This is a genomic window from Lentzea pudingi, from assembly GCF_014646255.1.
Taxonomy (GTDB): domain Bacteria; phylum Actinomycetota; class Actinomycetes; order Mycobacteriales; family Pseudonocardiaceae; genus Lentzea; species Lentzea pudingi.
The window spans coordinates 395,694-417,516 of sequence record NZ_BMNC01000002.1 but is presented as its reverse complement, the minus strand read 5'-3'; the positions used below and the strand labels follow the sequence as shown (position 1 = coordinate 417,516).

General features: G+C 69.5%; 23 protein-coding genes. 11 read left to right on the top strand and 12 right to left on the bottom strand.

The window, feature by feature from the left end:
• Positions 1-31 precede the first annotated feature (31 nt).
• Positions 32-421, top strand: coding sequence for a DUF4267 domain-containing protein (locus tag IEY88_RS07850; protein ID WP_189153940.1), 390 nt, complete (start codon positions 32-34; stop codon positions 419-421).
• Here the strand turns inward: IEY88_RS07850 and IEY88_RS07845 are convergent.
• The 4 genes from IEY88_RS07845 to IEY88_RS07830 form a co-directional block, all read right to left on the bottom strand.
• Entirely contained in the window at positions 357-1,082 is a 726-nt protein-coding gene (locus IEY88_RS07845) for a nucleotidyltransferase domain-containing protein (RefSeq protein ID WP_189153939.1), read from the bottom strand. The two genes, IEY88_RS07850 and IEY88_RS07845, sit on opposite strands and share 65 nt — an antisense overlap.
• Positions 1,083-1,106: 24 nt before the next feature.
• On the bottom strand, positions 1,107-2,930 hold the full coding sequence (locus IEY88_RS07840; protein WP_189153938.1) for a hypothetical protein: 1,824 nt from the start codon (positions 2,928-2,930) through the stop codon (positions 1,107-1,109).
• Positions 2,931-2,992: 62 nt separating this feature from the next.
• The gene (locus IEY88_RS07835) at positions 2,993-6,253 is read right to left on the bottom strand and encodes a GH92 family glycosyl hydrolase (RefSeq protein ID WP_189153937.1); all 3,261 of its coding nucleotides are present in this window, start codon (positions 6,251-6,253) and stop codon (positions 2,993-2,995) included.
• A gap of 58 nt (positions 6,254-6,311) precedes the next feature.
• Positions 6,312-7,166, bottom strand: coding sequence for a nucleoside hydrolase (locus IEY88_RS07830; RefSeq protein ID WP_189153936.1), 855 nt, complete (start codon positions 7,164-7,166; stop codon positions 6,312-6,314).
• A 101-nt stretch (positions 7,167-7,267) separates the two neighbouring features.
• On the opposite strand from IEY88_RS07830, the gene IEY88_RS07825 reads away from it, so the two are divergent.
• Positions 7,268-8,017, top strand: a complete 750-nt coding sequence (locus IEY88_RS07825) for an acyltransferase (protein WP_189153935.1) — start codon at positions 7,268-7,270, stop codon at positions 8,015-8,017.
• On the top strand, positions 8,014-8,547 hold the full coding sequence (locus IEY88_RS07820) for a GIY-YIG nuclease family protein (RefSeq protein ID WP_189153934.1): 534 nt from the start codon (positions 8,014-8,016) through the stop codon (positions 8,545-8,547). The genes IEY88_RS07825 and IEY88_RS07820 overlap by 4 nt, the downstream gene beginning before the upstream one ends.
• On the opposite strand, the gene IEY88_RS07815 is transcribed toward IEY88_RS07820, so the two are convergent.
• From IEY88_RS07815 to IEY88_RS07795, 5 genes are read right to left on the bottom strand one after another with little or no spacing between them, the layout of a single operon-like run.
• The gene (locus IEY88_RS07815; RefSeq protein ID WP_189153933.1) at positions 8,462-9,238 is read right to left on the bottom strand and encodes an SGNH/GDSL hydrolase family protein; all 777 of its coding nucleotides are present in this window, start codon (positions 9,236-9,238) and stop codon (positions 8,462-8,464) included. The two genes, IEY88_RS07820 and IEY88_RS07815, sit on opposite strands and share 86 nt — an antisense overlap.
• Before the next feature lie 48 nt (positions 9,239-9,286).
• A complete protein-coding gene (locus IEY88_RS07810; RefSeq protein WP_189153932.1) occupies positions 9,287-10,534 on the bottom strand; it encodes a glycosyltransferase family 4 protein in 1,248 nt (415 codons plus the stop codon).
• 4 nt (positions 10,535-10,538) lie between these two features.
• Positions 10,539-12,014: a 1,4-alpha-glucan branching protein domain-containing protein gene (locus tag IEY88_RS07805; protein WP_189153931.1), complete on the bottom strand. Its 1,476-nt coding sequence runs from the start codon at positions 12,012-12,014 to the stop codon at positions 10,539-10,541.
• Entirely contained in the window at positions 12,011-12,739 is a 729-nt protein-coding gene (locus IEY88_RS07800; protein ID WP_229693171.1) for a class I SAM-dependent methyltransferase, read from the bottom strand. Before IEY88_RS07800 ends, IEY88_RS07805 begins: the two co-directional genes overlap by 4 nt.
• Before the next feature lie 10 nt (positions 12,740-12,749).
• A complete protein-coding gene (locus IEY88_RS07795; RefSeq protein WP_189153930.1) occupies positions 12,750-13,112 on the bottom strand; it encodes a hypothetical protein in 363 nt (120 codons plus the stop codon).
• Between the two features lie 120 nt (positions 13,113-13,232).
• On the opposite strand from IEY88_RS07795, the gene IEY88_RS07790 reads away from it, so the two are divergent.
• Complete coding sequence (locus IEY88_RS07790) at positions 13,233-13,868, top strand: TetR/AcrR family transcriptional regulator (RefSeq protein ID WP_189153929.1); 636 nt, start codon at positions 13,233-13,235, stop codon at positions 13,866-13,868.
• 16 nt (positions 13,869-13,884) lie between these two features.
• Here the strand turns inward: IEY88_RS07790 and IEY88_RS07785 are convergent, their stop codons facing one another.
• Entirely contained in the window at positions 13,885-14,727 is an 843-nt protein-coding gene (locus IEY88_RS07785; protein WP_189153928.1) for a DegV family protein, read from the bottom strand.
• A gap of 314 nt (positions 14,728-15,041) precedes the next feature.
• On the opposite strand from IEY88_RS07785, the gene IEY88_RS07780 reads away from it, so the two are divergent.
• The 4 genes from IEY88_RS07780 to IEY88_RS07765 all read left to right on the top strand — a co-directional run bounded on the left by IEY88_RS07780 (position 15,042) and on the right by IEY88_RS07765 (position 18,289).
• A complete protein-coding gene (locus IEY88_RS07780) occupies positions 15,042-15,995 on the top strand; it encodes a coiled-coil domain-containing protein (RefSeq protein WP_189153927.1) in 954 nt (317 codons plus the stop codon).
• Positions 15,992-16,546: a hypothetical protein gene (locus IEY88_RS07775; protein WP_189153926.1), complete on the top strand. Its 555-nt coding sequence runs from the start codon at positions 15,992-15,994 to the stop codon at positions 16,544-16,546. The genes IEY88_RS07780 and IEY88_RS07775 overlap by 4 nt, the downstream gene beginning before the upstream one ends.
• Before the next feature lie 11 nt (positions 16,547-16,557).
• Positions 16,558-17,394 (top strand): hypothetical protein, encoded by an 837-nt coding sequence (locus IEY88_RS07770; RefSeq protein ID WP_189153925.1) that lies wholly within the window; start codon positions 16,558-16,560, stop codon positions 17,392-17,394.
• A gap of 85 nt (positions 17,395-17,479) precedes the next feature.
• Positions 17,480-18,289 (top strand): isocitrate lyase/PEP mutase family protein, encoded by an 810-nt coding sequence (locus tag IEY88_RS07765; RefSeq protein WP_189153924.1) that lies wholly within the window; start codon positions 17,480-17,482, stop codon positions 18,287-18,289.
• Here the strand turns inward: IEY88_RS07765 and IEY88_RS07760 are convergent.
• Both IEY88_RS07760 and IEY88_RS07755 read right to left on the bottom strand, forming a co-directional pair.
• Positions 18,286-18,435 (bottom strand): hypothetical protein, encoded by a 150-nt coding sequence (locus IEY88_RS07760; protein ID WP_189153923.1) that lies wholly within the window; start codon positions 18,433-18,435, stop codon positions 18,286-18,288. The genes IEY88_RS07765 and IEY88_RS07760 overlap by 4 nt on opposite strands.
• A gap of 63 nt (positions 18,436-18,498) precedes the next feature.
• On the bottom strand, positions 18,499-19,341 hold the full coding sequence (locus IEY88_RS07755) for a DegV family protein (RefSeq protein WP_189153922.1): 843 nt from the start codon (positions 19,339-19,341) through the stop codon (positions 18,499-18,501).
• Positions 19,342-19,556: 215 nt separating this feature from the next.
• Here IEY88_RS07755 and IEY88_RS07750 point away from each other — a divergent pair, with 215 nt between their 5' ends.
• The 3 genes from IEY88_RS07750 to IEY88_RS07740 all read left to right on the top strand — a co-directional run bounded on the left by IEY88_RS07750 (position 19,557) and on the right by IEY88_RS07740 (position 21,798).
• On the top strand, positions 19,557-20,339 hold the full coding sequence (locus IEY88_RS07750) for an electron transfer flavoprotein subunit beta/FixA family protein (RefSeq protein ID WP_189153921.1): 783 nt from the start codon (positions 19,557-19,559) through the stop codon (positions 20,337-20,339).
• A gap of 13 nt (positions 20,340-20,352) precedes the next feature.
• Positions 20,353-21,306 (top strand): electron transfer flavoprotein subunit alpha/FixB family protein, encoded by a 954-nt coding sequence (locus tag IEY88_RS07745; protein ID WP_189153920.1) that lies wholly within the window; start codon positions 20,353-20,355, stop codon positions 21,304-21,306.
• 162 nt (positions 21,307-21,468) lie between these two features.
• Complete coding sequence (locus IEY88_RS07740; protein ID WP_143022527.1) at positions 21,469-21,798, top strand: hypothetical protein; 330 nt, start codon at positions 21,469-21,471, stop codon at positions 21,796-21,798.
• Positions 21,799-21,823 lie beyond the last annotated feature (25 nt).

Below are 21,823 nucleotides of genomic sequence, written 5' to 3'. Positions count from 1 at the left end.
CTAGCAGTGCTAGATCCTTCCGGAGGATGCAATGCGTTTGACCACGATCATGGGGTGGCTCGTCGTGCTGGCGGGCTTCTACTTCGGCCTGAGCTACCTGCTCAACGGCGACGGCGCGGCGGCGGGCTTCGGCATCGCCGACCCGACCGGCTACTACGTGGTGAAGGGCGTGCGAGACATCGCGTACGCCTTGACTGCCCTGATCCTGCTGCTCATGGGCCAGCGCCGAGCCCTGGGCTGGGTGGTCCTGGCCGACTCGATCATCCCGATCGGCGACTGCATCGCCGTGATGACGCACGGCGGCACAGTGGGCTACGCCCTGGCCGTGCACGGCTCGGCAGCCGTGCTCGTCCTGATCACGGCCGCGCTGCTGCTCCGGGAGACAGCGCCCGCACGGCCTCACGCAGCTCAGGCTCACTGATCTCCCCGAGCAGCAACTCGGTCAGCACGTGGAACGCCCGCGCCAGCTCGTCGGGATGCGTCGACGACACGAGCGTCCCGGCGAACGCCCCGGCGTCCCGCAGGTCGTCCAGACCCCGCCCCTGCACCGCGTTCACGCCCTCGCGCAGGCACCACAACGACATCACGTGGTCGCGCATCCCGTTGATCATGTGGATGGCCTGCCAGCCACGCCCCCGCGCGAGGGACGACCGCGCGTGCAAGGCGTACAGCCAGGCAAGCCCGACGAGGTGCTCGCGGTCGGGCTGCTGCGACTGCGGCAGCTCGTTGACCTCTCCGAACAGCAGCTTGAACGTCGGCCCGGTCGCCCCGAACTCCTCCGACGGCCAGAACGCGATGTCCACCTGCAACGTCGACCGCATCAAGAACACCCGGAACAGCGTCGTCCCGTGCCGCACGTCGAGATGCCCGACCGCCCCGCACGCGTACATCAACGCCGTCCAGTCGACCACCACCGCGTCGACGTCCCGCTCGACCGACAACGCGAAGTCGATGTCGGACCAGCGATCTTCCCTGCCCACCGCGGCCGACCCGGTCAGCGCGGCCCCGACCACGCGGGGGTCGACGTCGGCGGCGTTGACGAGGTCGCGGCGCAACTGGTCGCGTTCGGAAACCGTGAACACCTCACAACCCTATGGGTCGCGACTTCAGCCCGGCTTGCGCACCAGGTTCGTGTACCCGGCGAGCGCCAGCGTCGCGAGCCCCCACACCGCGAGCTGCACCAGCCAGATCGCCGCGGTGAACGCCTGTCCCTTGCGCGAGGCCGTGTCCAGGTCGCAGCGGGCCCGCATCCCGGTCATGGCCAGCGGCAGCCCGCGATCGAGCCCGAGCCCGACCAGCTCCACCGTGGAACAGGGAGCCCCGGTCGCGACCCGTTCGGCCGCCAAGTGGCCGGGCCGGGTCGGGACCTGCCCGGCCCACCAGCCGATCGCCCCGGCGGCGACCAGGACCAGCAGCAACGCCGCCGCCGTCCGTCGCGCCCGGTAGCCGTAGCCGGCCAGCGCGCCCCACATCCGGTGGAACCACCGCGTCATCGGGCCGCCCAACGACTGCGGACTCCGTCGCCGCAGATCGGTCTGCTGTGCCATGAGGATCCGGCGCACGGTGCCGTCGTGGCCGGCGGCACGCTCGACCGCGGCCAGCCGTTGGTAGGCGGACGCGTGGTACGCGGGGGTGTGGCAGCGGATCACGTGCAGCCACCGCTCCCAGTCCCACCCCGTCGCTAGGTGCCCGTACGTGAAGTTGTCCAGACGCACGAGTGCTTTGTGCCCGCAGGTGGTGCCGCGCCCGAGGTCGGGGCACACCGCCGACGGCAACCTCACCGCCACGCCGACCACCATGTTCCGCAGGTCCAGCAAGGAGTTCGGCTCCGGCACCTTCAGCTCGACCGTGTCCGCGCCGCCGAACCTGTCGGCGACGTGCGCTCCGGTCAGGCTCAGCGCGGGGCCCTTCTCCCGGGACGAGAGCCGGGTCGTGCCGAGCAGGGCCAGGGCGCCGCCGATGCGAGCGCGGTTCGCGCTGAACGCGGGACCGGCGGTGTTCGTGATCTCCGCGCCGTCGGTTTCGAGGACGTTCCCGATGGTGGCGTTGAACAGTTCGAGCGCGCCGTTCTCGCCGTGCCCGGTGATGGAGAGCCCTTTGCGCAGCAACAGGTTTCCGCCGACCTCGACCCCGTGGGCGAACAGGGCGCTCCCGGCGGCGTTGGTGATCTTCGTGTCGGTCAGTTCGGCATGACCGGAGATGTGGGCGCTGGAGAGGCACAGGGTGCCGTTGGAGCCGTGTCCGGACAGGCGGTTGCCGTCCGCGAGGGACAGGAAACCGCCGACTGCGGCGTTGGCCATGAGCAGGGCCGGGCCGGTGGCGTTGCCGATCTCGGTCTTCGTCATGTCGAAGTTCGAGGCCAGATGGGCACCGACGAGGTTGAGCGCTCCGTCGTCGCCGCTCCCGGTGATCCGGATGCCGTCCCGCAGCAGGACCTGACCGCCGACCGTGATGCCGGCCGCGTTGAACGCAGGGCCCGCGGTGTTCGTGATGTGCGCGCCTTCGAGGTCGAGGTCGCCCGCGACCTGGGCACCGAGCAGCCGGATCGTGCCTCGTGCCTCGTCTCCCGAGAACCGGGTGCCCCTGCGGAGGAACAGGCTGCCGTCGACCTGGAGACCGTCCGCCATGATCCCGGCGCCGCGACCGCCGTGGAAGGCCAGGTGCGGCAAGCTCGCGGAGCGCGCCTCGATCGGTTCGCCGAACACGCAGTCGCTGAAGGTGAGGCCTGCCGCGGCCTTGACGCGGACGAGGTTCAGGTGGCCGTCGATCCTTGCGCCGCCCAGCCGCACCCCGCGCGGGTCCAGTTCCCCGTGACGGCCGAGCAGCAGCTCCCTGATCAGCCCGGCGCGCACCACGGTGTCGGGCTCGTCGCACATCAGCCACTCGCCGTTGCGGGCCGCAGTGATGAGCCGCTGCTCGATGTCGGTCACTCCCGGATCATCCCCGCGCGGGAGCGGCTCCGTTGGCAGAACGGAGCCGCCCCGGACGAGAACTACCCGAGTGCCACGGCGAAGACGTGCATGTTGACGTCGTCCGGGAGCACGACGCTCGCCAGCGTCTTGCCCTCCGGAGCCACGTACGTCTTCGTCGCGAAGATGTGCGTGGCGACCTTCTCGTTGCCGCCGCCCGACTGGTTGCGGTACGGCGTGTTCGCGACGACCACGTTGCCGAAGCTCGGTGCCGCCCCGCCGCCGCCCAGCGTCCAGTCGCTGAAACCGATGTCCACCAACGCCGTGGTGCCGTCCGTGAACGTCACCGTGGCCGCCCTCGTCCGTGCCCCGTTGGCCGCGGAGCCGATGAAGGAGAGCTTGGTCCCGGACAGGGCAAGGGTTTGCTTGGCTGCGGTCGCGTTGTCGGGCCGGCCGGGAGGCGACGACGGCCAGGTGAACGTGAGGCCGTCGACGGTGGCCGTGCCGCCCGGCGGGAGACCGGCCGTGGCCAGCGCTTCCCGCGAGTAGCTGTAGCCGCCGCCGTCGAAGTCGCCCTCGCCGGTGGCGTCGGCCGAGGCACCGACGTTGTTCACGGCGGCGAGCAGGCTGCCCGCCGGCGCGACCTTCACGATCTGCGGCAGCACGACCGGTTTCGACGCTCCCTCGACGTTCACCGTCACGGTGATGTCGTAGAAGCCTTGTGGCGTATCGGGCTTGGCCGTGACCGTGAACTCCGAAGGCACGGCACCGGTGGTGGGCGTGAAGGTCAGCGCCTCCGGTCCGGTGATCGTGTAGGTCGCCTTCGGGTCACCGTCGTACAGCTTGACCGAGTTGACCTTCGCCGTGACCGACCTGCCGGGTTCCACCACGAGCTGGCGCGGTTCGACCGTCAGGAAGTACGGCTGGTCGTGCTTGATCGGCTTCTCGCCGTCGCGGAACGACGGCGGGGCGTCGTTCGCGCCCGTGCCCCAGGCGGAAGGGGCCTTGCCCAGCACGAAGTCGAGCTTGCCGCCGCGTTCCACGAACGACTCGGGCAGCCAGGTCTTGGAGGTCGCCCTGCCGTTGACCTTCAACGACTGCACGTACTTCGTGGCGGTGTTCGCCTGCGGAGCGTTGATCGTGATGTCCTTGCCGCCACCGCGGTTGATCTTCACCGACGTGAACAGCGGGCTGCTCAGCACCAGCTCGGCGCGCGACGGCACCTGCGGGTAGATGCCCATGCTGGTGAACACGAACCACGACGACATGGCGCCGAGGTCGTCGTTGCCGGGGATGCCGCCGGGAGCGTTCTTCCACAGCGTGTTGACGGTCTCGCGCAGCGTCTCCTGCGCCTTGGCGGGCTGGCCGGTGTAGTTGTAGAGCCACGGCACGTTCACCGACGGCTCGTTGTCCAGTTCGGACTTCGCGCCACCGCGTCCCGTCAACGCCCAGGTGCCGTCGGCGTTGTGGAAGAAGTCGTCCAGCCGCTTGTTGGCGCGCTCACGGCCGCCCAGCGAGTCGACGAGCCCGGCGACGTTGTGCGTGACCATCCACGTGTACTGGGCGCTGCTGCCCTCGACGAACCCGTTGCCGGTGTCGGGCGTGAAGTCCTTGACCCACGTGCCGTCGGCGTTGCGGTTGCGGATGTAGCCGCCGGTGCTGTCGGCGACCGGGTCGAAGTTGTTCTGCCACCACTGCGCGCGTTCGGCGAACGTCTTCGCGGTCTTCTTCTCGCCGGCGCGTTCGGCGAGCTGGCTGATCGCGAAGTCGGCGGCGGAGATCTCCAGCGTCTCCGCCGCGCCACCCCAGGCGTTCGACACGGCCGGCATGTACTTGTGCCGCAGGTACTTGTCGAGCGACGGCCGCTGCCCGACCGACATGACGGCCCAGCCTTCCTTGCTCAGGTCCAGCGCCGTGGGCACGGTCGCGGCCTTGACCAAGGACTTCAGGGACGACTTGAGGTCGTACTTGTCGCCGCCGAACGCTGAGATCGCCGCGAGCGCGATCGGCGCCGGGTCACCGTTCATGACGTGGGTGCCGCCGCCGTTGTGCGTCCAGCGGTCCCACACGCCGTTGTTCTGCTCGGCCTGGTTGAGCAGCGACTGCGCGATGTCCGAGCCGATCTGCGGTTCGAGCATGGTGAGCAGCTGCAGCTGCGAGCGGTAGATGTCCCAGCCGGAGAACGTGCCGTACTGGGCCTTCTGCCGGCGTTTGTCGATCTTGTGGGTCTTGCCGTCGAACCCGGCGTACTCGCCGTTGACGTCGCTGTACAGGTTGGGGTGCAACAGCGAGTGGTACAGCGCGGTGTAGAACTTGGTCCGCTCGTCATCGGAGCCGCCGCCGACCTCGATGCGCTTGAGCTGCTTCTGCCACGCGATGTACGCGTTGTCCCTCATGTCCTCGATGGACTGGCCCTTGTTCTCGGCCGCGAGGTTCTGCTTGGCGTTCTCCAGGCTGACGTAGGAGATGCCGACCTTCACACCGACCTGGCTGCCGGGCGCGAACCCGAGGTAGGCGCCGGAACCCTTGCCGAGCACCGGCCAGCCGTTCGTCCCGTAGGTCGTGCCGCCCTTCGAGGACGTGCTTCCGGGCGTGACAACGTTGTCCTGGTACGTGCCGACGTCAGTGAAGTCCTGGTCGAACTCCGCCACGAAGTGCAGCGTGTAGTAGCTGCGGCGGCCGGCCTGGTTGATGTAGCCGCAGAAGTTCCCGCTGGTCACGGAGCCGGTGATGGTCCGCTTGTCCTTGTCGACCACGGTCTGCGCGTCACTGCTGCCGACCTGCGACTTGGAGGTGTTGATCAGCACCGTCGCCGGCTTGTCGGCGGGGAAGCTGAACCGCGCCGCACCGGTGCGTTCGGTGGCGGACAGCTCGGCCTTGGCGCCGGACTTGAGCGTCACGTCGTAGCGGCCGGGCTTGGCCACCTCGTCCGCGTGCGCGAAGTCGCTGGCGTAGACGGCGTCGGTCGCGTCCGTCGTCGGGCTGGTCGTGACGGTCCCGACGTGCGGGAAGATCGGGATGTCACCGCTGCCGCCCGCGCAGCCCGTGCCCGACATGTGGGTGAGGCTGAAGCCGCGGATCTTCGTGGCGTCGTACCGGTAACCGCCGGGAGCCGCGGCGCGCAGGGTGTTGCCGCGACTGGCCTCCGGGCTGAAGGAGAACATGCCGAACGGCACGACCGCGCCGGGAAAGGTGTTCCCGAGGTTGGTCGTGCCGATGAACGGGTTCACGTGGGCCGCCGGATCGGGCACCACCTGGATCTGGGGCTGAGCGGAGGCAGGGACCACTACTCCGAACGTCATGGCCGCCGCCACCGCAGCTGTCGTGAGGACTCTTCGCTGCATGGTCGCGGACCCTACTTACCGTGCCCGCGCAACCCCAGAGAGCGACACGAAGTTGTCGTCAAACGGACAAGCGCTGCTCCATGAAGGCCCTCAGCGCGGGCCAATCGCAGTCTTCCGCGACCTCTACCTGGTGCTTTCCCTCGACGAGCGCACCCTCGTCGTCGATGTCGAGGCCGTGCGTCCTGAGGTCGAGCGAGCCGGGAACGATCGCCTCGGCCACCGCGACGGCGTCGTGGACGAGGATGCCCTCCTCACGCCCGGACATGTTCTGCTCGGAGTGCCGCGCGAGGTACTCCCGATAGGTGCCGGTGAGGTTGCTGAGCACCGGGTCGACGTTCGCGAGGAACTCGGTGTCCGCGATGCACCGCTGCGTCAGGTTGAGCGGCACGATGATCGGGTTGCCCTTGCGGATCACCGTGCGCGCGGCCTTGGCGTCGGCCCAGAAGTTGAACTCGGCCCGGACCGTCATGTTGCCGATGCCGAGCCCGCCACCCATGACGATCAGCCGGGGGAACTCGATGCCGGCGTCCAGCGCGTCGGCGATGTTGGTGAGCGGCCCGATCGCCGCGACGACGGTGTCCGGCGTGAGGTTGTCCGCGAAGAACCGGATCGGGTCCTCGCTTTTGATCCCCTCGGGGTTCTCCGGCAACGAGAGCGCCTGCCCGCCGAGCCCGTCCGCGCCGTGCACGTCCGCGGCGCCACCGGGCCCCTGCGACCCCTTGACCACCGGCACGTCGGTGCGCCCGAGGTGAGCGAGCAGCCGCAACGCGTTGGCCGTCGTGAGCTCGAGCCCGACGTTGCCGAACACCGTGGTCAGCCCCACGAGCTCGACCTCGGGACTGCGGGCAGCGAGCGCGATCGCGAACGCGTCGTCGACGCCGGGGTCGGTGTCGATGATGAGAGGAGTCGCCATGCCCCTAGGGTGCCTCAGCGCCGACCTCGGCAACGTCCCGCACCGCCCAACGCACGCCGGGACTCGGGCGTGCCGGCCGCCTGAAGTTAAAGTCTTCGTCCATGACTTCCATGTGGGGCGCACCGGTCTGGACGCGCTGGCGCAGGTCGCGCCGTGACCCGATGCAGGCGCGGTTCCTCACGACGGCCTCCCTGCGCTGGGTGCTCCGCCACCGCGCCTACACCCCCTGGTACCTCGTGCGGTATTGGCGGCTGCTGAAGTTCCGCCTGCTCAACCCGCACGTCGTGCTGCGCGGCATGGTGTTCTTCGGCAAGCGGGTCGAGGTGATGGCCCGCCCCGGCTTCGGCCGCCTCGAGATCGGCCGCTGGGTGCACATCGGCGACGGCAACGCCATCCGCTGCCACGAGGGTTCGCTGCGCATCGGCGACAAGGTCGTGTTCGGCAAGGACAACACGGTCAACTGCTACCTCGACATCGAGATCGGCGCGTCGTCGCTGGTCGCCGACTGGGTGTACATCTGCGACTTCGACCACAAGGTCGAGGACATCACGCTGCCCATCAAGGACCAGGGCATCGTGAAGTCGCCGGTGCGGATCGGGCCGGACTGCTGGCTCGGCGCCAAGGTGACGGTGCTGCGCGGGACTCGCGTCGGGCGTGGGTGCGTGCTCGGCGCGCATGCCATCGTGCGCGGGGACATCCCGGACTTCAAGATCGCGGTCGGGATGCCGGCCCGGGTGGTGCGGGACCGGCGTGCCGACTACGAGGCCGATGCGCAGCGGCGGGCGGACATCGCGGACATGGCCCGCAAGGCCAAAGAGGCGCTGGACAGGTCGGTGGAGAGCCAGCCGTGATCTCCTACGACCGCGTCTACAGCGCTGCCGACCGGACGGAGGCGCCGAAGGAGCCCGGCGTCTACGTGTGGTTCTTCGACGTGGCGCCACCGCGGGTGCCGACGGACGGCTGCTGGGAGACCGAGCACGGTTTCGCGCTGTACGTCGGCATCGCGACGGCCAAGCGGACGTTGAGATCCAGGCTGCGCAACCACTTCCGTGGCAACGCGTCCGGATCCACGCTGCGCCTCACCCTCGGCTGCCACCTCAGCCTGCCGTTGCGGCAGGTGGGGTCGCGGCTGACGTTCGGCGACCAGGAATCCGCGGTGAGCGAATGGCTCGCGGAACACGGACGCGTCGCGTGCGTTGCCCGGCAGGAACCGGAGCTGCTCGAACACGAGCTGCTCCAGTCCGCCAGGTTCCCGTTGAACATCAAGGGCAACCCGCACGCGTACGCGAAGGAAGTCAGCGAGCTACGCGCTGCGGCCAGGTCAGCGGCGCGAGCTGCGGGCGCTTGGGCACGAACCCGTCACCCGGCTGCCGACCGATGAGCTTGTTCCGCGTCCGCGTGTACGCCACCGGCAACACCTGATCCCGCAACCACCGCCAGTGGTCGACAACAGAAGCCCGAGCGGCCGCGCCCTCCAACGGCATCAGCCAGGCGGGATCGAACGGGATGCCCAGCCGCGACAGCACGTGTCCGGCCAACCGCCTGTGCCCCAACGACGACAGGTGCAGGCGGTCGGGGCCGAAGTAGCGCGAGTCGTGCACGCACTCGTCGGCCTCCACGTCGACCAGCACCGCGCCGTAACGCTCCGAAGCAATGCGCATCGCCGTGTTCAACGTGTCGATGCGGGGACGCATGCGCCGGCCGAACGGCATGCGGTGCGAGATGTCGCTCAACGTGAAGACGGCGACGGTCGGCGCGAACGACGTCACGGCGCGCACCATCGCGTCTGCGCGTGAGGCGATCTGCTCCAGCGTCGCGTTGGACATCACGTCGTTGCCGCCGCCGAAGAGCACGACGAGGTCGGGTTCCAGCGCCCGAGCGGACGGGACCTGTTCCACCAGCATCTGGTCGAGGCGGCGGCCGCGCACGCCGAGGTTGGCGTAGCGGAAGCCCGGCGCGTCCAGTGCGGACGCGACCCGGTCCGCCCAGCCGCGGTACCGGCCGTCGGGGAGCAGGTCGTCCAGGCCCTCGGTGCAGCTGTCTCCGAGAGCCACGAAGCGTTGGTATGTCATTAAGTCCTCGGTCACCAGTTGTTAACGGGACCGGCGACTGTAGCGGACCTAGGTGAACAGATTTCCCGTCGCGATCTTGGGGCGGCCCAGGACCCGTGGCTCGCGCACGACAGCCGCCGCGTAGACGGCCGCGGTGCCGGCGGCGATCGTGGCCCAGTTGAAGTCGGTGACCAGACGTGCCTTGGCGGCGCGCGCACGGGTGGCGGCCGAGGTCGGGTCCGACAGCACGTCCCGCACGGCGCGGGCTAGTCCGTCCACGTCGCCGGGGGCGAACGACAGTCCGGTGACACCGTCCAGCACGACCTCGCCGAGCCCGCCCGCGGTCGACGCGACCAGGGGCGTTCCGGCGGCCGCGGCCTCCAGGGCCACGATGCCGAAAGGTTCGTAGCGCGACGGGAGCACGACGGCGTCGGCCGCGGTGAGCAACGCCGCCAGGGACCGGTCGGGCAGGTGGCCGACGAACTCGACGGCCCGCAGCACGCGGTGTTTGCGCGCCTGGTCCTGCAGCCACTCGGTCTGCGAACCGCCTCCGGCCACGACGACGCGCGTGCCGCGGTGGAAGCGGCGGATCCGGGGGAGTGCGGCGATCAGGTCCTGGATGCCCTTCTCCCACTCGATCCGGCCGAAGAAGAGCAGCAGCGGATCACCGTGCGGCGAGTACGTGCGCCGAGCCGCGCCGACGTCCTTCGCGCGCACCTTCCAGCCGTTCGGCTCGATGCCGTTGTGCAGCACGGAGACGTCGGCGGTGTCCACTTCGAACAGATGCCCGGCCTCGCCGCGCATCGCCGACGAGCAGGTGATCAGCGAGTCGGCGCGGTTCGCCAGCCACCACTCCACCGAGTGCACCTGCTGGTTCAGCGGGTGCGAGAGCCAGCCGGAGTGACGACCGGCCTCGGTCGCGTGGATCGTGGCGACCAGCGGCACGCGGAACGCCTCGGCCAGCGCGACGGCCGGGTGCGCGACGAGCCAGTCGTGCGCGTGGATGACGTCCGGACGCCACGACCCCAGCGCCAGCCCGGCGCGTGTCATCGCGTGGCCCATCGCGAGCGTCCAGGCCAGGAGGTCCTTCTCGAACACGAAGTGCGCGGGGTCCTCGGCCACGCGGACCAGCCGCACGCCCTCGCTCACCAGGTCGGTGGTGGGGTGCGTGACCGCGTCGGTGCCGGAGGGCTGCCGGCACAGCACGACGACGTCGTGCCCCTGCGCGGCCAGCTGTGTCGCGAGCGCGTGGACGTGCCTGCCCAGCCCGCCGACGACCACCGGCGGGTACTCCCACGACAACATCAGCACGCGCATCCCGTTACCCCATTCCTCGCGCGTCCAGATGCCCGAACGGGCCGTCCGCCGCGCGGAGCTCCGCCGCCCTCGCCTGTCCACGACCGCTTCGCGCCAACGCCGCGAGCTCGCTGAACCGATCGCTGTGAATCTTCGCGCGGTACCGGGCGTAGTCGGCGGCCGAGTCCTTGGTGACCATGAAGGCCCAGTCGCTCGACAACGCCAGCAGCGCCTCGCGCACCGCCTGGTCCAGCACCGGGTTCCTCGCCCGCGCGGAGAAGTCCAGTCCCAGCAGCTCTTTCTGCACCGACTCGTTCAGCGAGACGATGTCCGACACCTGCGCGCCGTCCCACACGCGCCAGTCCTTGCCGCTGCCCCACGACGACGCCGGCAGCTCGACCGGCGCACCCACGTGCCCGGCCTCGACCGCGCCCCGCAGCGTCGTCACGCGCACGCCCGCCTCCGGCAACGCGCGCAGCACGGCCTCCAGCCACAACGGACCTTCGTGCCACCAGTGGCCGTACAGCTCGGTGTCGTAGGCCGCCACGACCAGCCCGCCGTCGATCGCACGCAACCGCCGCACGACCGTCTCCACGAAATCGGCCACGTGCCGGTCGAGAGCCTCACGCGCCAGCAACGGGTCGTAGGGCCGCTTGTCCTCCGGCGCCACGTTCTTGCCCGTCACGCGCGACGGCTTGAGGCCCGTCGGGTGATCGTAGGTGTGAAAATCCCGGTACGCGGCATCGCCCGGATAGCCGACCTTCGGCGACCAGACGCGGTACGAGACCTCGAGATCACGCCCGAACGCCAGCACGTCCGACGACCCGACGGGGTGCGCGGACGACGTGTCGCCGTGCAGCGCGGGCCCGTCGACCATGAACCTCCGGACGCCCGCCGCCGCGTAGCCCGCCTCCATGCCGGGCGAGTAACCGCACTCCGGCGCCCAGATCCCCTCCGGCGCACGGCCGACGCGCAGCGCGGTGTCGTCCAGGCCGGTCCGCAGCGCGAAAGCCCGGACCCGGGGGTCCAGCAACGGCTGGAACGGGTGCGTGGCGGGGCCGCCGAGCAGCTCGATCGTCGAGGAGTCCACAAGGGACCGCAGGACCGGCGAGAACCCGTGCCGCCACTGGCTTTCGAACCGGTCGAGCGCCCACGAGGACGCCCGGTGCTCGTAGGCGGACAGCTCCGGCAGCCGTTCCCCGGCGAAGTGTGAGCGCAGGTGCCAGTTGCCGAGCCAGTCGTGCATGCCGCGCAGGCAGTACGGGTCGTCCAGCTGCGCGGCCAGGACCGGGGTGACGCCGAGCGTCAGGACGTCCTGACGGCCCTCGTCGGCGAACCGGCGCAGCATGTCCACGATGGGCAGGTAGGAGTGCGCCCACGCCTGGTAGAGCCACTCCTCGCCGACCGGCCACGCGCCGTGGTGCGCGAGCCAGGGCAGGTGGCTGTGCAGGACCAGGCAGAACGTGCCCTCGGACGCCCCCGTCGTGCCGCGCTGGGTCACGGGCGCACCGCCACGGCCACGAGGTCGAGGCAGCCGTCCATGTCGTCTCCGGTGATGTCGAAGTCCTCCACCGTCACCGACTCCACAGCCTCCTTGAGCTCGGCCGGCCACGGCGCACCGGACAGGGCGACTTCGACCTGTGCGTTGATGATCTGTCCGTTCAGGAGCGTGTCAAGCCTCCGTCCGTGACGCAGTCCCGTCAGTTCGTCAACGCGAAAACCTGCGCCGCGCAGCATCTCGTCCAGTTCGGACGGTGCGAGTTCCCTGGTGTGGAACGGGTTCAGCGGCGTGTCCTGGCCGGGCGAGAAGGTGATCCTGTTCGGCGTCGTGACGATGAGCTTCCCACCGGGACGCAACACCCGCAGGCACTCCGCGAGGAATCCCTCCTGGTCCCACAGGTGCTCGATGACCTGCAGGTTCGCCACGACGTCGACGCTGCCGTCGCGCAGCGGCAGGGTGGCGAGGTTGCCGCGCAGCACGTCGAGCTGCGGGTACGCGCGCGACACGTGCCGGGAGGTCAGCTCGTCGTAGTCGAGGGCGATCACCCGGCGCGCCACCGTGCGGATCAGCTGCGCGCCGTAGCCCTCGCCGCAGCCCGCCTCCAGCACGACGGAGTCCGCGCAGTGGCCGATGAGGTGCAGATATGCCGCCTCGTGGCGCCGGAACCAGTAGTTCTCTTCCGCGATACCGGGCACCGTGCGTTCGCCGGTCAGGGGGAGGGTCACGCCCGCCAGGTTACTTGTGAGTAGACCGCCTGCGAACTACCTGGTGCGCGATGGCGGTGGCGACCCCGGCGGCGGCGAGGGCCGCGGTCGTCGTGGTGTCCATGTACTTGGACAGGCTCGGCGCCTGGCTCGGCCCGGCGAGCCACATCGTCAACGGCGTCGCGTAGGCCAGCGTCAGCGCTCCCGACCACCAGCGCAGCGCCTTGGACCGGCCCTTGCGCAGGCTCGCGACGAGCACGACGGCGATCGGGATGCCGGACAGCAGGCCGAACTTGCCGATCACCATCACGGGCGCGGCCCAGGCCGCCACCAGGACGGACTTCGACGGGCGGGGGGAGTTCGGGCTGGTCGTCCCGGGGGTTGTCGTGGTCATGACACGCTCCTTCGTTCGTTAGTTAGACTTGCTGAAGTTAGAGGGTCTAACAGTTGTGACATGCAGAAGCTAAGCTGAAGCCGACGTGAGTGTCAATAACGAATGTGAGAGGGTCTAACCATGACGGCAGAGTCGGTGCAGAAGCCGCGCGAGCGTTACCGGGCCCAGGTACGCGACGAGATCAAGCGGCACGCGTGGGAGCAGATCGCCTCGGCGGGGGTGACAGCGTTGTCACTCAACGCCATCGCCAAGGAGATGGGCATGAGCGGGCCCGCGCTCTACCGGTACTTCGCCGGGCGCGACGAGCTGATCACCGCGCTCATCCGGGACGCCTACCGCAGCCTCGCCGACACGGTCCGCGCCGCGCACGAGGCCGGCACCACGGTCGTGGCACTCGCTGCGGTCATCAGGGAGTGGGCGCTGAGCGACCCGCAGCGCTACCTGCTCATCTACGGCACGCCCGTGCCCGGCTACCACGCGCCCGACGACATCACCGCGATCTCGAACGAGATCCTCGCGGTGCTGCTGGAGGTCTGCCGTTCGGAGGAGGACGCGCCGCAGAGCCCGTTCGACCTCTTCCTGGGCATGGACCGCGGGTGGGCGAGCACGCTGCCTGCGTCGTCGCCCACGGTGCACCGCGCGCTGTCGTTCTGGACGCGTCTGCAGGGCGTGCTGTCGCTCGAGCTCGCCGGGCACTTCACGCCGATGGGGTTCCATCCGGGCCTGCTCCTCGCGGAGGAGGTCGCGGACCTCTGACCAGGGCTGGTGCGGCTCAGAACGGCGAGACGGTGACGGCGAGCGCGCCCGGTCCCACGTTCGCGCCGATCGCCGCGCTGACCTGCGTCAGGACGACGTCGCGGGCGTGCGGGATCCGCTTCTGCAGCATCTGGAGCAGCTCGTGGCCGTCCTTCTCGGCCGCGAAGTGCTCGACCGCGAGGTCCACGTTGCGGCCGTAGGCGAGTGCCACGGCCTTGTCCACGAGCTTCGCCAGCGCCCGGTCGCGGCCGACGACCTTGTCGAACGGTTCCACCTCGCCGTCCACGACCGTGAGCAGCGGCTTCACCGAGAGCGCGTCGCCGAAGAGCTTCGCCGCCGCGCTGACCCGCCCGGCCTGGCGCAGGTAGTGCAGGGTGTCGACGTAGATGAGCACGTTGGCGTCGCGGCCGCGCTGCTCGGCGACACCGCGCGCGTTCTGCACGTTGCCGCCGCTCTGCACTATCCGCGCGGCCGCGAGCGCAGCGAAGCCGAGCGTCATGCCCGACGAGTGCGAGTCCACGATGAACACCGGCACGCGCGACTTCGCGGCGGCCACCTTCGCCGCGTCCGTCGCGGGGGAGAGCTTCGGCGTCACGTGCACCGAGATGATCGTCTCCGCGCCCTTGGCCCACGCGTCCTGGTAGGCCCAGAAGAACGCGTCCGGTGCCGGCGGCTGCGTCGTGATGGGGATCTGCGCCTCCATCGCCTGCAGCAGCCTGTCGGTCGGCACGTACGCCTCGTCGATCAGCTCCGACCCGATCTTGAGCTGCATCGGGACCGTGATGATGTTGAACCGGTCCGCCAGACGGGCCGGGAGTGACGCGGTCGAGTCGGTGACGACGGCTACTCGTGAGGACACGAACGAGAAGGTTAACGAAGGGTGATCGAAGTAGCCACGACCGATGGAAGGCAATTCGTGTGATCTAGGTCTGGGCGGTCGCTTTCCGTGCACGGCGAACGCACGGAGTGAACACGCGGAATGGCGCCCCAGTTGACACAATCGGGTGACTGGACGTTGTTTGGTGTTGATCTAGGGACGCCGTGTTTGTGCAGGAAACAGCCAATATTCCAAGTGTTACATCATGGCTGTCCGTCCACTTTCGACGCTGGTTGGCCTCACCGGCCGTGGGTAAGCTCGCACAATCTTCAGCCCGGTTGAGTGAGTAGGTGACCATGGGTGCAAAAGAGCAGGAACTAGTTCCGCTGCACGCCGGTTTCGACGTTGTGTACCGAGGTTTTCATCGACGTCAGGTCATCGAGCACATCGAGAATCTCGAGGAGCAGCTGCGCTTCACGAGTCTCGACCGGGCCGAGGCACTGGCGCAGGCGGCCGATTTGCGCAAGCTGCTGGAAATGACGCGCCAGGACCTGGAGGAGGCGCGCGCCAGGATCGAGCGCCTGGAGACCACCTCGGGTTCGCACGCGAGCGCCACGGAACGGATGCACCGCATGCTCCGCCTCGCCGAGGACGAGACGGCGGAGATGCACCTGCAGGCCGAGCGCGAGTGCACCGACCTCCGCGAGCGCACCGACGCCGAGATGGCCGCGCTGCGCGCCGAGGCCGAACGCGAGTCCGCCGCCATGCGCGCGGAGGCCGAGTCCGAGCTCTACGCGTCCCGTCAGGACTGCGCCACCCGCGCCGCCGCGATGGAACGACGTGAGCTCGAGATGGAACGCCGCTGCACCGACCTCGAAGCGCAGCACCGCCAGCGCGCCGACGAGGTGGAGCGCGAGTGCGCCGAGGCCGTCGAACAGGCCCAGGCCGACGCGGACATGCTGCTGCGGGAGACCGCGCTGCAGTGCAACTCGATCGAGGCCGACTCCGAACGCAAGCGCGAGAAGGCCCAGCAGTTCTTCGAGCTCACGATGACCCGGCGCCGCAACGAGGCCGCGCAACACCTGCAGGAGCAGGAGGCGCTGGCGAGAGCGCGCTCGGAGTTCGTCGTGAAGATGGCGTGCCGCGAAGCCCAACGCCGCCTGGCCGAGGTCGCCGACCGCACCGACGAACTGCACGAGCTCAAGCGCGTCGTCCACTCGCAACTGTCCGCCGCCCGCGCCGCGCTGTCCGTGGCCGCCGAACGCGTGACGCCGGTGCTCATCCCGGAACAGCAGGTGGCCGCGTCGTGAAGCGCTGGGTCCCGCTGCTAGTGGGCGCACTGATGGTCCCGGCCTCGGTGACAGCGTTCGGTTTCTCCGTCTACGGCAAGGAACTGGAGACGGCGCTGTCGTCGTCGCCCGCCGCACCGGCCGTGCTCGCGGGCCCGGTCCCGGTCTCCGACTTCGTGGCACCACTGCGAATGGAACCGGCCGCCCCGATGCTGCTGTCCGCGACCGTCGCCCAGCAGGCGGTGCGAGAGCTGTTCACGTCGCACTCCGTCAAGGGCATCACGTTCGCGCCGGGCACCGCCTCCCTGGTGGGCCGCGGCGAGGACGTGCGCCGGTCCCTCGCGAGCGTGCTGCGCAACGCCACCGGCTCGGTGACGCTGATCGCGCACGCGTGGAACGGCGAGACGGCGTCACACCGCTGCGACGTCCTCGCGATGGAACGAGCGGGCCTGCTCCGCCAGTACCTCGCCGAGCAGGGCGTGGACAGGGTCGTCGCCACCCGCGTGATCGTGGACCCCACCTGGGGCCCGCCCTCGGACTTCGGACCTCAGATCGACGTCCTCGTCAACTAGGAGCCTTCGCCATGGCAGGGGCAGTCGGGATCGTCTTCGGGCTGTGCGTGCTGTCCTTCACGTTGGGGGCGGCCCTGATGTACGTGCTGGTGCGGCGCCGAGAGGACGCCGCGTCAGGCGACGCCTCCGAGTCGGCAGCGGCGGCGCCGGACGAGCGGACGTGGGTGTCGAAGCCCGCGGCGGTCGAGCCGGTGAACGACGACTACGACACGAGACCGATCCACCGCAACCCGGTGGTGGGGCTGCCGCAGCTGGAGCCGGCGCTGGCGGTGCTGGCGGAGCCGGTCGCGCAGCCGAAGGTGGTTGCGGAACTCAAGGTCGTCGCGCAGCCCGCGCGTGTCGCGGAGCCCAACGTCGTTGCGCAGCCTGCGCCTGTCGCGGAGCCCAACGTCGTTGCGCAGCCCGCGTCTGTCGCGGAGTGCAGGTCTGTCGCGATGCCCGAGCCGGTTGCGGAGCCCGAGCCGGTTGCGGACCTCAAGGTCGTCGTGCAGCCCGCGCCTGTCGCGGAGCCCGACGCGGCCGCGCAGCCCGCGCCAGCCGCGGAGCGCAGGTCTGTCGCGAAGCCCGAGCGGCTCTTCGAGCCCGAGCCCGCCCCAGAACCCGAAGCAGCTTCGGAACCCAGCACTGTCGGTGCTGCTGGATACGATTGGGATGGGGACCTCGATCCCCCCTTGGGGGAACCCGAAGCCCCCGAACCAACAGTAGCGGCGAGCACCGACACTCCCGAGCTCCCGCCGCCCGCCTCCCCCCAGCCCGTGGAACACACGACGTGGGTGGAACGCGAGGACTTCCGCCAGCGCTACCTGCGGACGTTCGAAGAGGTGCGCCGCAAGGCGGGCAGCAACTGACCGAACTCGGGTCATGTCGGAAACTCATCGGTTCCTGTCCGAAAACCGCCGGAACACCGGCGGCACCGGCTGATATCAATCGATCATGACTTCCGCCACGGATCGCACCCGGCTCTTCCACGCCCTCCACCGCCCCGGCCCGCTGGCCCTCCCCAACGCCTGGGACGTCGCCTCGGCACTGGTCGTCGAGGCCGCCGGCGCCAAAGCAGTCGCCACGACGAGCGCCGGTGTGGCGTGGAGTCTCGGTGCCGCGGACGGCGACCACATCGCGCGGGATCGGGCCGTCGACCTCGTCGCCAGGATCGTGAACGCCGTGGGCATCCCGGTGAGCGCGGACATCGAGACCGGGTTCGGCGCCACGGCGAACGAGGTGGCCGAGACGGTGCGTGCGGTCGCGGAGGCGGGGGCGTCCGGCGTCAACATCGAGGACGGGCTCGGGGCCGGTCAGCGGGACGTCGCGGAGCAGGTCGAGCGGTATGTGGCGGCGCACGAGGCCGCGCCGGAGTTGTACGTCAACGCGCGCATCGACACGTTCCTGCGTGGTGTCGGCGACCCGGAGACCCGGCTGGAGCGCACGCTCACGCGCGCTGCGCAGTTCATCGAGGCCGGTGCGAGCGGCATCTTCGTGCCCGGAGTGACCGACCTGGAGACTGCCGCGGAGCTGGCGAAGAACATCGACGCGCCGCTGAACGTCCTCGTGGGGCCCGGCGCGCCCGCCGTCGCCGAGTTCGCGAAGGCGGGCGTGGCGCGGGTCAGCCTCGGCTCTGCGGTGGCCGAGGCCGCCTACGCCGTCGCCAGGCGGGCAGCGGAGGAGATGCTGGCCAAAGGCACGTACGACAGCGTTGAGGGCGGCATCGCGTACGGCGACCTCAACGCCTTGTTCAGCAGGAGCTAGTGCTTCTTGCCCTTGAACTTGCGCAGAAGCTGTTCGGCCTGCGCGCGCTTGCGCGGGTCCTGCGCCATCTGCCTTGCCTTCATCTGCAGCTTGTGGCCCTGCGGGCTGCGCAGGAACCTGGTGATCTTGTCCATGAAGCCGGCCATTGGTCCTCCAGGTGTCCGTTACGCCCGTTTCAACGGACGAAACCGCACCTGGAGTTCCCGGATTCACACCGGTGAAACGGTGATCCCCAACGCACCCGGGCCCACGTGGGCGCCGATGGCCGAGCTGACCTGCGTCAACATGAACTGGCGGACGTTCGGAACCTTGCGCCGCAACGTGCGCAGCAGTCGCGAGGCCTTCTCCTCGGCGTCGAAGTGCTCGACGGCGACGTCCACGGTGTCGGTGCCCGCGCGCTTGATCGCGATGTCGATCATCCGGTTGAGCGCGCGGTCGGCGCCGATCACCTTGTCCAGCGGCGTGATCTGGCCGTCGGCCATGGTCAGCAGCGGCTTCATCGACAGCACCCCGCCGACCAGTGCGGCGGCGGCGCCGATGCGGCCGCCGCGGCGCAGGTACTCGAGGGTGTCGACGTAGATCAGCTCGGTCGACCTGTCGAAGCGGCGCTGCGCGGTCGCGAGCACCTTCTCCACGCTGCCGCCCGCCTCGGCCAGCTTGCCGGCGGCCTGGACGGCGTAGCCGATGCTCATCCCGCAGGTGTGCGTGTCGATGACGTGCACGGGCACGCGGACCTGCGCGGCTGCTTCACGGGCCGCCTCCACGGTCGCCGACTGGCGGCTCGACACGTGGATGGAGACGATCGTGCGCACGCCCTGTGCCGCCATCTCGTTGTACGTCCGCACGAACGCGCCCACGTCGGGCGGGATCGTCGCGACGGGCACGTTCGAGCGCATGGCCGAGACCAGGTCGGGCACCGGGATGCGGGACTCGTCCTCGGTGTGGTCGCCGATCCGGACCTGGATCTGCACCACCTCGATGCCGAGTTGATCAGTCAGCTGCGCCGGGAGACAAGCGGTGGAGTCTGTCACGATCGCTACTCGCCGGTACATGTCGGCGCAGCCTAGTCCCTCGAATGGGGTAGGTCTCAAATGGTGGCGTTAACGGGTGATAACTGTCACGCTAGCGGGGTGCTTGCTCCTGTTTGCAGGGGTGCTACTGGCGGGTAACATCCGGGTGATGGCAGGGTCGTGAACTCCCGGCGGCGCAGTTCTAGAGTCCTCCGCGCAAGCGTCGCCGCCCGTCCGCAGGAGGTCGAAGAGGACCTATGAACATTGTTGTCCTGGTCAAGCAGGTGCCTGACACCTGGTCCGAGCGCAAGCTCACCGACGCCGACCACACCCTTGACCGCGAATCCGCGGATGCCGTGCTCGACGAGATCAACGAGCGCGCCGTCGAAGAGGCCCTTCAGCTGAAGGAAGCCCACGGCGGCGAGGTGACCGTGATCGCGATGGGTCCCGACCGCGCCACCGACGCCATCCGCAAGGCGTTGTCGATGGGTGCGGACAAGGCGATCCACGTCAGTGACGAGGCGCTGCACGGCTCGGACTCGCTGGCGACGGCGAAGGTCCTCGCGAAGGCGATCGGCACGGTCGAGAACGTCGACCTGGTCGTCGCGGGCAACGAGGCCACCGACGGTCGCGCGGGTGCGGTTCCGGCCATCATCGCCGAGCTGCTCGGCCTGCCGCAGGTCACCCAGCTGCGCAAGGTCACGGTCGAGGGCTCCACGATCAAGGGCGAGCGCGAGACCGACGAGGGCGTCGCGTTCCTCGAGGCCTCGCTCCCGGCCGTGGTCTCGGTGACCGAGAAGATCAACGAGCCGCGTTACCCGTCCTTCAAGGGCATCATGGCCGCGAAGAAGAAGCCCGTCTCCACGCTCACCGTGGCGGACCTGGGCATCGACGCGTCCGAGGTCGGCCTGTCCGGCGCGTACACCCAGGTGCAGGAGGCTTCCCCGAAGCCGCCGCGCAGCGCGGGTCAGCGCGTCGAGGACGGTGGCGACGGCGGGTCCAAGATCGCCGAGTTCCTCGTCGGCCAGAAGCTCATCTGAGGGAGGGGAGAACATGTCTGAAGTCCTGGTACTGGTCGACCACGTCGACGGCGAGGTCAAGAAGGTCAGCTACGAGCTGCTGACGGCCGCGCGCCGTCTGGGCACCCCGGCCGCCGTGGTCGTGGGCGCACCCGGCACCGCGTCGAAGATCCGCGAGTCGCTCGGCAAGTACGGCGCCGCGAAGGTCTACGCGGTCGAGTCCGACGACGCCGCCGGCTTCCTCACGACCCCGAAGGTCGACGCGCTGGCCGCGCTCGCCCCGAACGCGTCCGCGGTGCTCGTCTCCGCGACGATCGAGGGCAAGGAGGTCGCTGGCCGTCTCGCCGTGCGCATCGACTCCGGCTGGCTGGTCGACGTCGTGGACGTCGAGGCCGACGGCACCGGCGTGCAGTCCATCTTCGGTGGCGCGTTCGTCGTCAAGGCGAAGGTCAGCAAGGGCATCCCGGTCATCACCGTCCGCCCCGGCGGCGTCGAGGCCGAGGAGTCCGCGGCGGACGCCACGCTGGACGAGTCGGTCTCCATCTCCGTGGACGCCGCCAAGTCCGCCCGCATCACCTCGCGTGAGTCCGTCGTCGGCGGCGACCGCCCGGAGCTGACCGAGGCCTCGGTCGTCGTCTCCGGTGGCCGCGGCGTCGGCTCGGCCGAGAAGTTCTCCGTCGTCGAGGAGCTCGCCGACTCGCTCGGTGCCGCCGTCGGTGCCTCGCGCGCCGCCGTCGACTCCGGCTACTACCCGCACCAGTTCCAGGTGGGCCAGACCGGCAAGACGGTCTCGCCGCAGCTGTACGTGGCGCTGGGCATCTCCGGTGCCATTCAGCACCGTGCGGGCATGCAGACCTCGAAGACGATCGTCGCGGTCAACAAGGACCCCGAGGCCCCGATCTTCGAGATCGCCGACTTCGGTGTCGTGGGCGACCTGTTCAACGTCGCGCCGCAGCTGACCGAGGACGTCAAGAAGCGCAAGGGTTGAGCACTTCCGCTCACGACCGGACGGCCGTCCCACCTCGGTGGGGCGGCCGTTTCGCGTTGCGCACGTCCGACGTGGTTGTCCATTTCGGGATGCTAAGGGTCGTCAGTGATTTGTCAGGGCTTTCGCGAAGTCTGTCCACATTCGACCTAGCGAGGAGTTCGCATGCGACAGATCAAGCGAGTGGCGTCCGTGGTGCTCGGCCTGACGATGGCCGCCGGTTTCATGACTCTCGCCGCCGCGCCGGCCAGCGCCGACCGCCCGTGCACCGGACGGCAGCAGAAGCTCTACTTCATGGGCGAGAAGGACGCGAACTTCGGCGGCAGCGGCATCGTCACGCTGCTGAACTGCCACGCGACGAAGCGCAAGGCGAGCATCGACGTCTCGCGCGGCTTCGACCCGGACTGCAAGAGCATCCCGTTCGGCGAGACGCGGTCCTTCGAGTACAACCGGCTCAAGGGCATCGCCGAGTACAACAAGCCGAAGTGGTGCTGAGCGACCTCACGGTGCACGAAGCCCC

Coding starts and splice junctions, on each gene's coding strand:
- IEY88_RS07755 (WP_189153922.1), bottom strand. CDS start 19,341: ATGTACCGGCGAGTAGCGATCGTGACAGACTCCACCGCTTGTCTCCCG.
- IEY88_RS07765 (WP_189153924.1), top strand. CDS start 17,480: ATGACTTCCGCCACGGATCGCACCCGGCTCTTCCACGCCCTCCACCGC.
- IEY88_RS07825 (WP_189153935.1), top strand. CDS start 7,268: ATGACTTCCATGTGGGGCGCACCGGTCTGGACGCGCTGGCGCAGGTCG.
- IEY88_RS07830 (WP_189153936.1), bottom strand. CDS start 7,166: ATGGCGACTCCTCTCATCATCGACACCGACCCCGGCGTCGACGACGCG.
- IEY88_RS07850 (WP_189153940.1), top strand. CDS start 32: ATGCGTTTGACCACGATCATGGGGTGGCTCGTCGTGCTGGCGGGCTTC.
- IEY88_RS07795 (WP_189153930.1), bottom strand. CDS start 13,112: ATGACCACGACAACCCCCGGGACGACCAGCCCGAACTCCCCCCGCCCG.
- IEY88_RS07760 (WP_189153923.1), bottom strand. CDS start 18,435: ATGGCCGGCTTCATGGACAAGATCACCAGGTTCCTGCGCAGCCCGCAG.
- IEY88_RS07750 (WP_189153921.1), top strand. CDS start 19,557: ATGAACATTGTTGTCCTGGTCAAGCAGGTGCCTGACACCTGGTCCGAG.
- IEY88_RS07835 (WP_189153937.1), bottom strand. CDS start 6,253: ATGCAGCGAAGAGTCCTCACGACAGCTGCGGTGGCGGCGGCCATGACG.
- IEY88_RS07815 (WP_189153933.1), bottom strand. CDS start 9,238: ATGACATACCAACGCTTCGTGGCTCTCGGAGACAGCTGCACCGAGGGC.
- IEY88_RS07810 (WP_189153932.1), bottom strand. CDS start 10,534: ATGCGCGTGCTGATGTTGTCGTGGGAGTACCCGCCGGTGGTCGTCGGC.
- IEY88_RS07780 (WP_189153927.1), top strand. CDS start 15,042: ATGGGTGCAAAAGAGCAGGAACTAGTTCCGCTGCACGCCGGTTTCGAC.
- IEY88_RS07745 (WP_189153920.1), top strand. CDS start 20,353: ATGTCTGAAGTCCTGGTACTGGTCGACCACGTCGACGGCGAGGTCAAG.
- IEY88_RS07740 (WP_143022527.1), top strand. CDS start 21,469: ATGCGACAGATCAAGCGAGTGGCGTCCGTGGTGCTCGGCCTGACGATG.
- IEY88_RS07790 (WP_189153929.1), top strand. CDS start 13,233: ATGACGGCAGAGTCGGTGCAGAAGCCGCGCGAGCGTTACCGGGCCCAG.
- IEY88_RS07770 (WP_189153925.1), top strand. CDS start 16,558: ATGGCAGGGGCAGTCGGGATCGTCTTCGGGCTGTGCGTGCTGTCCTTC.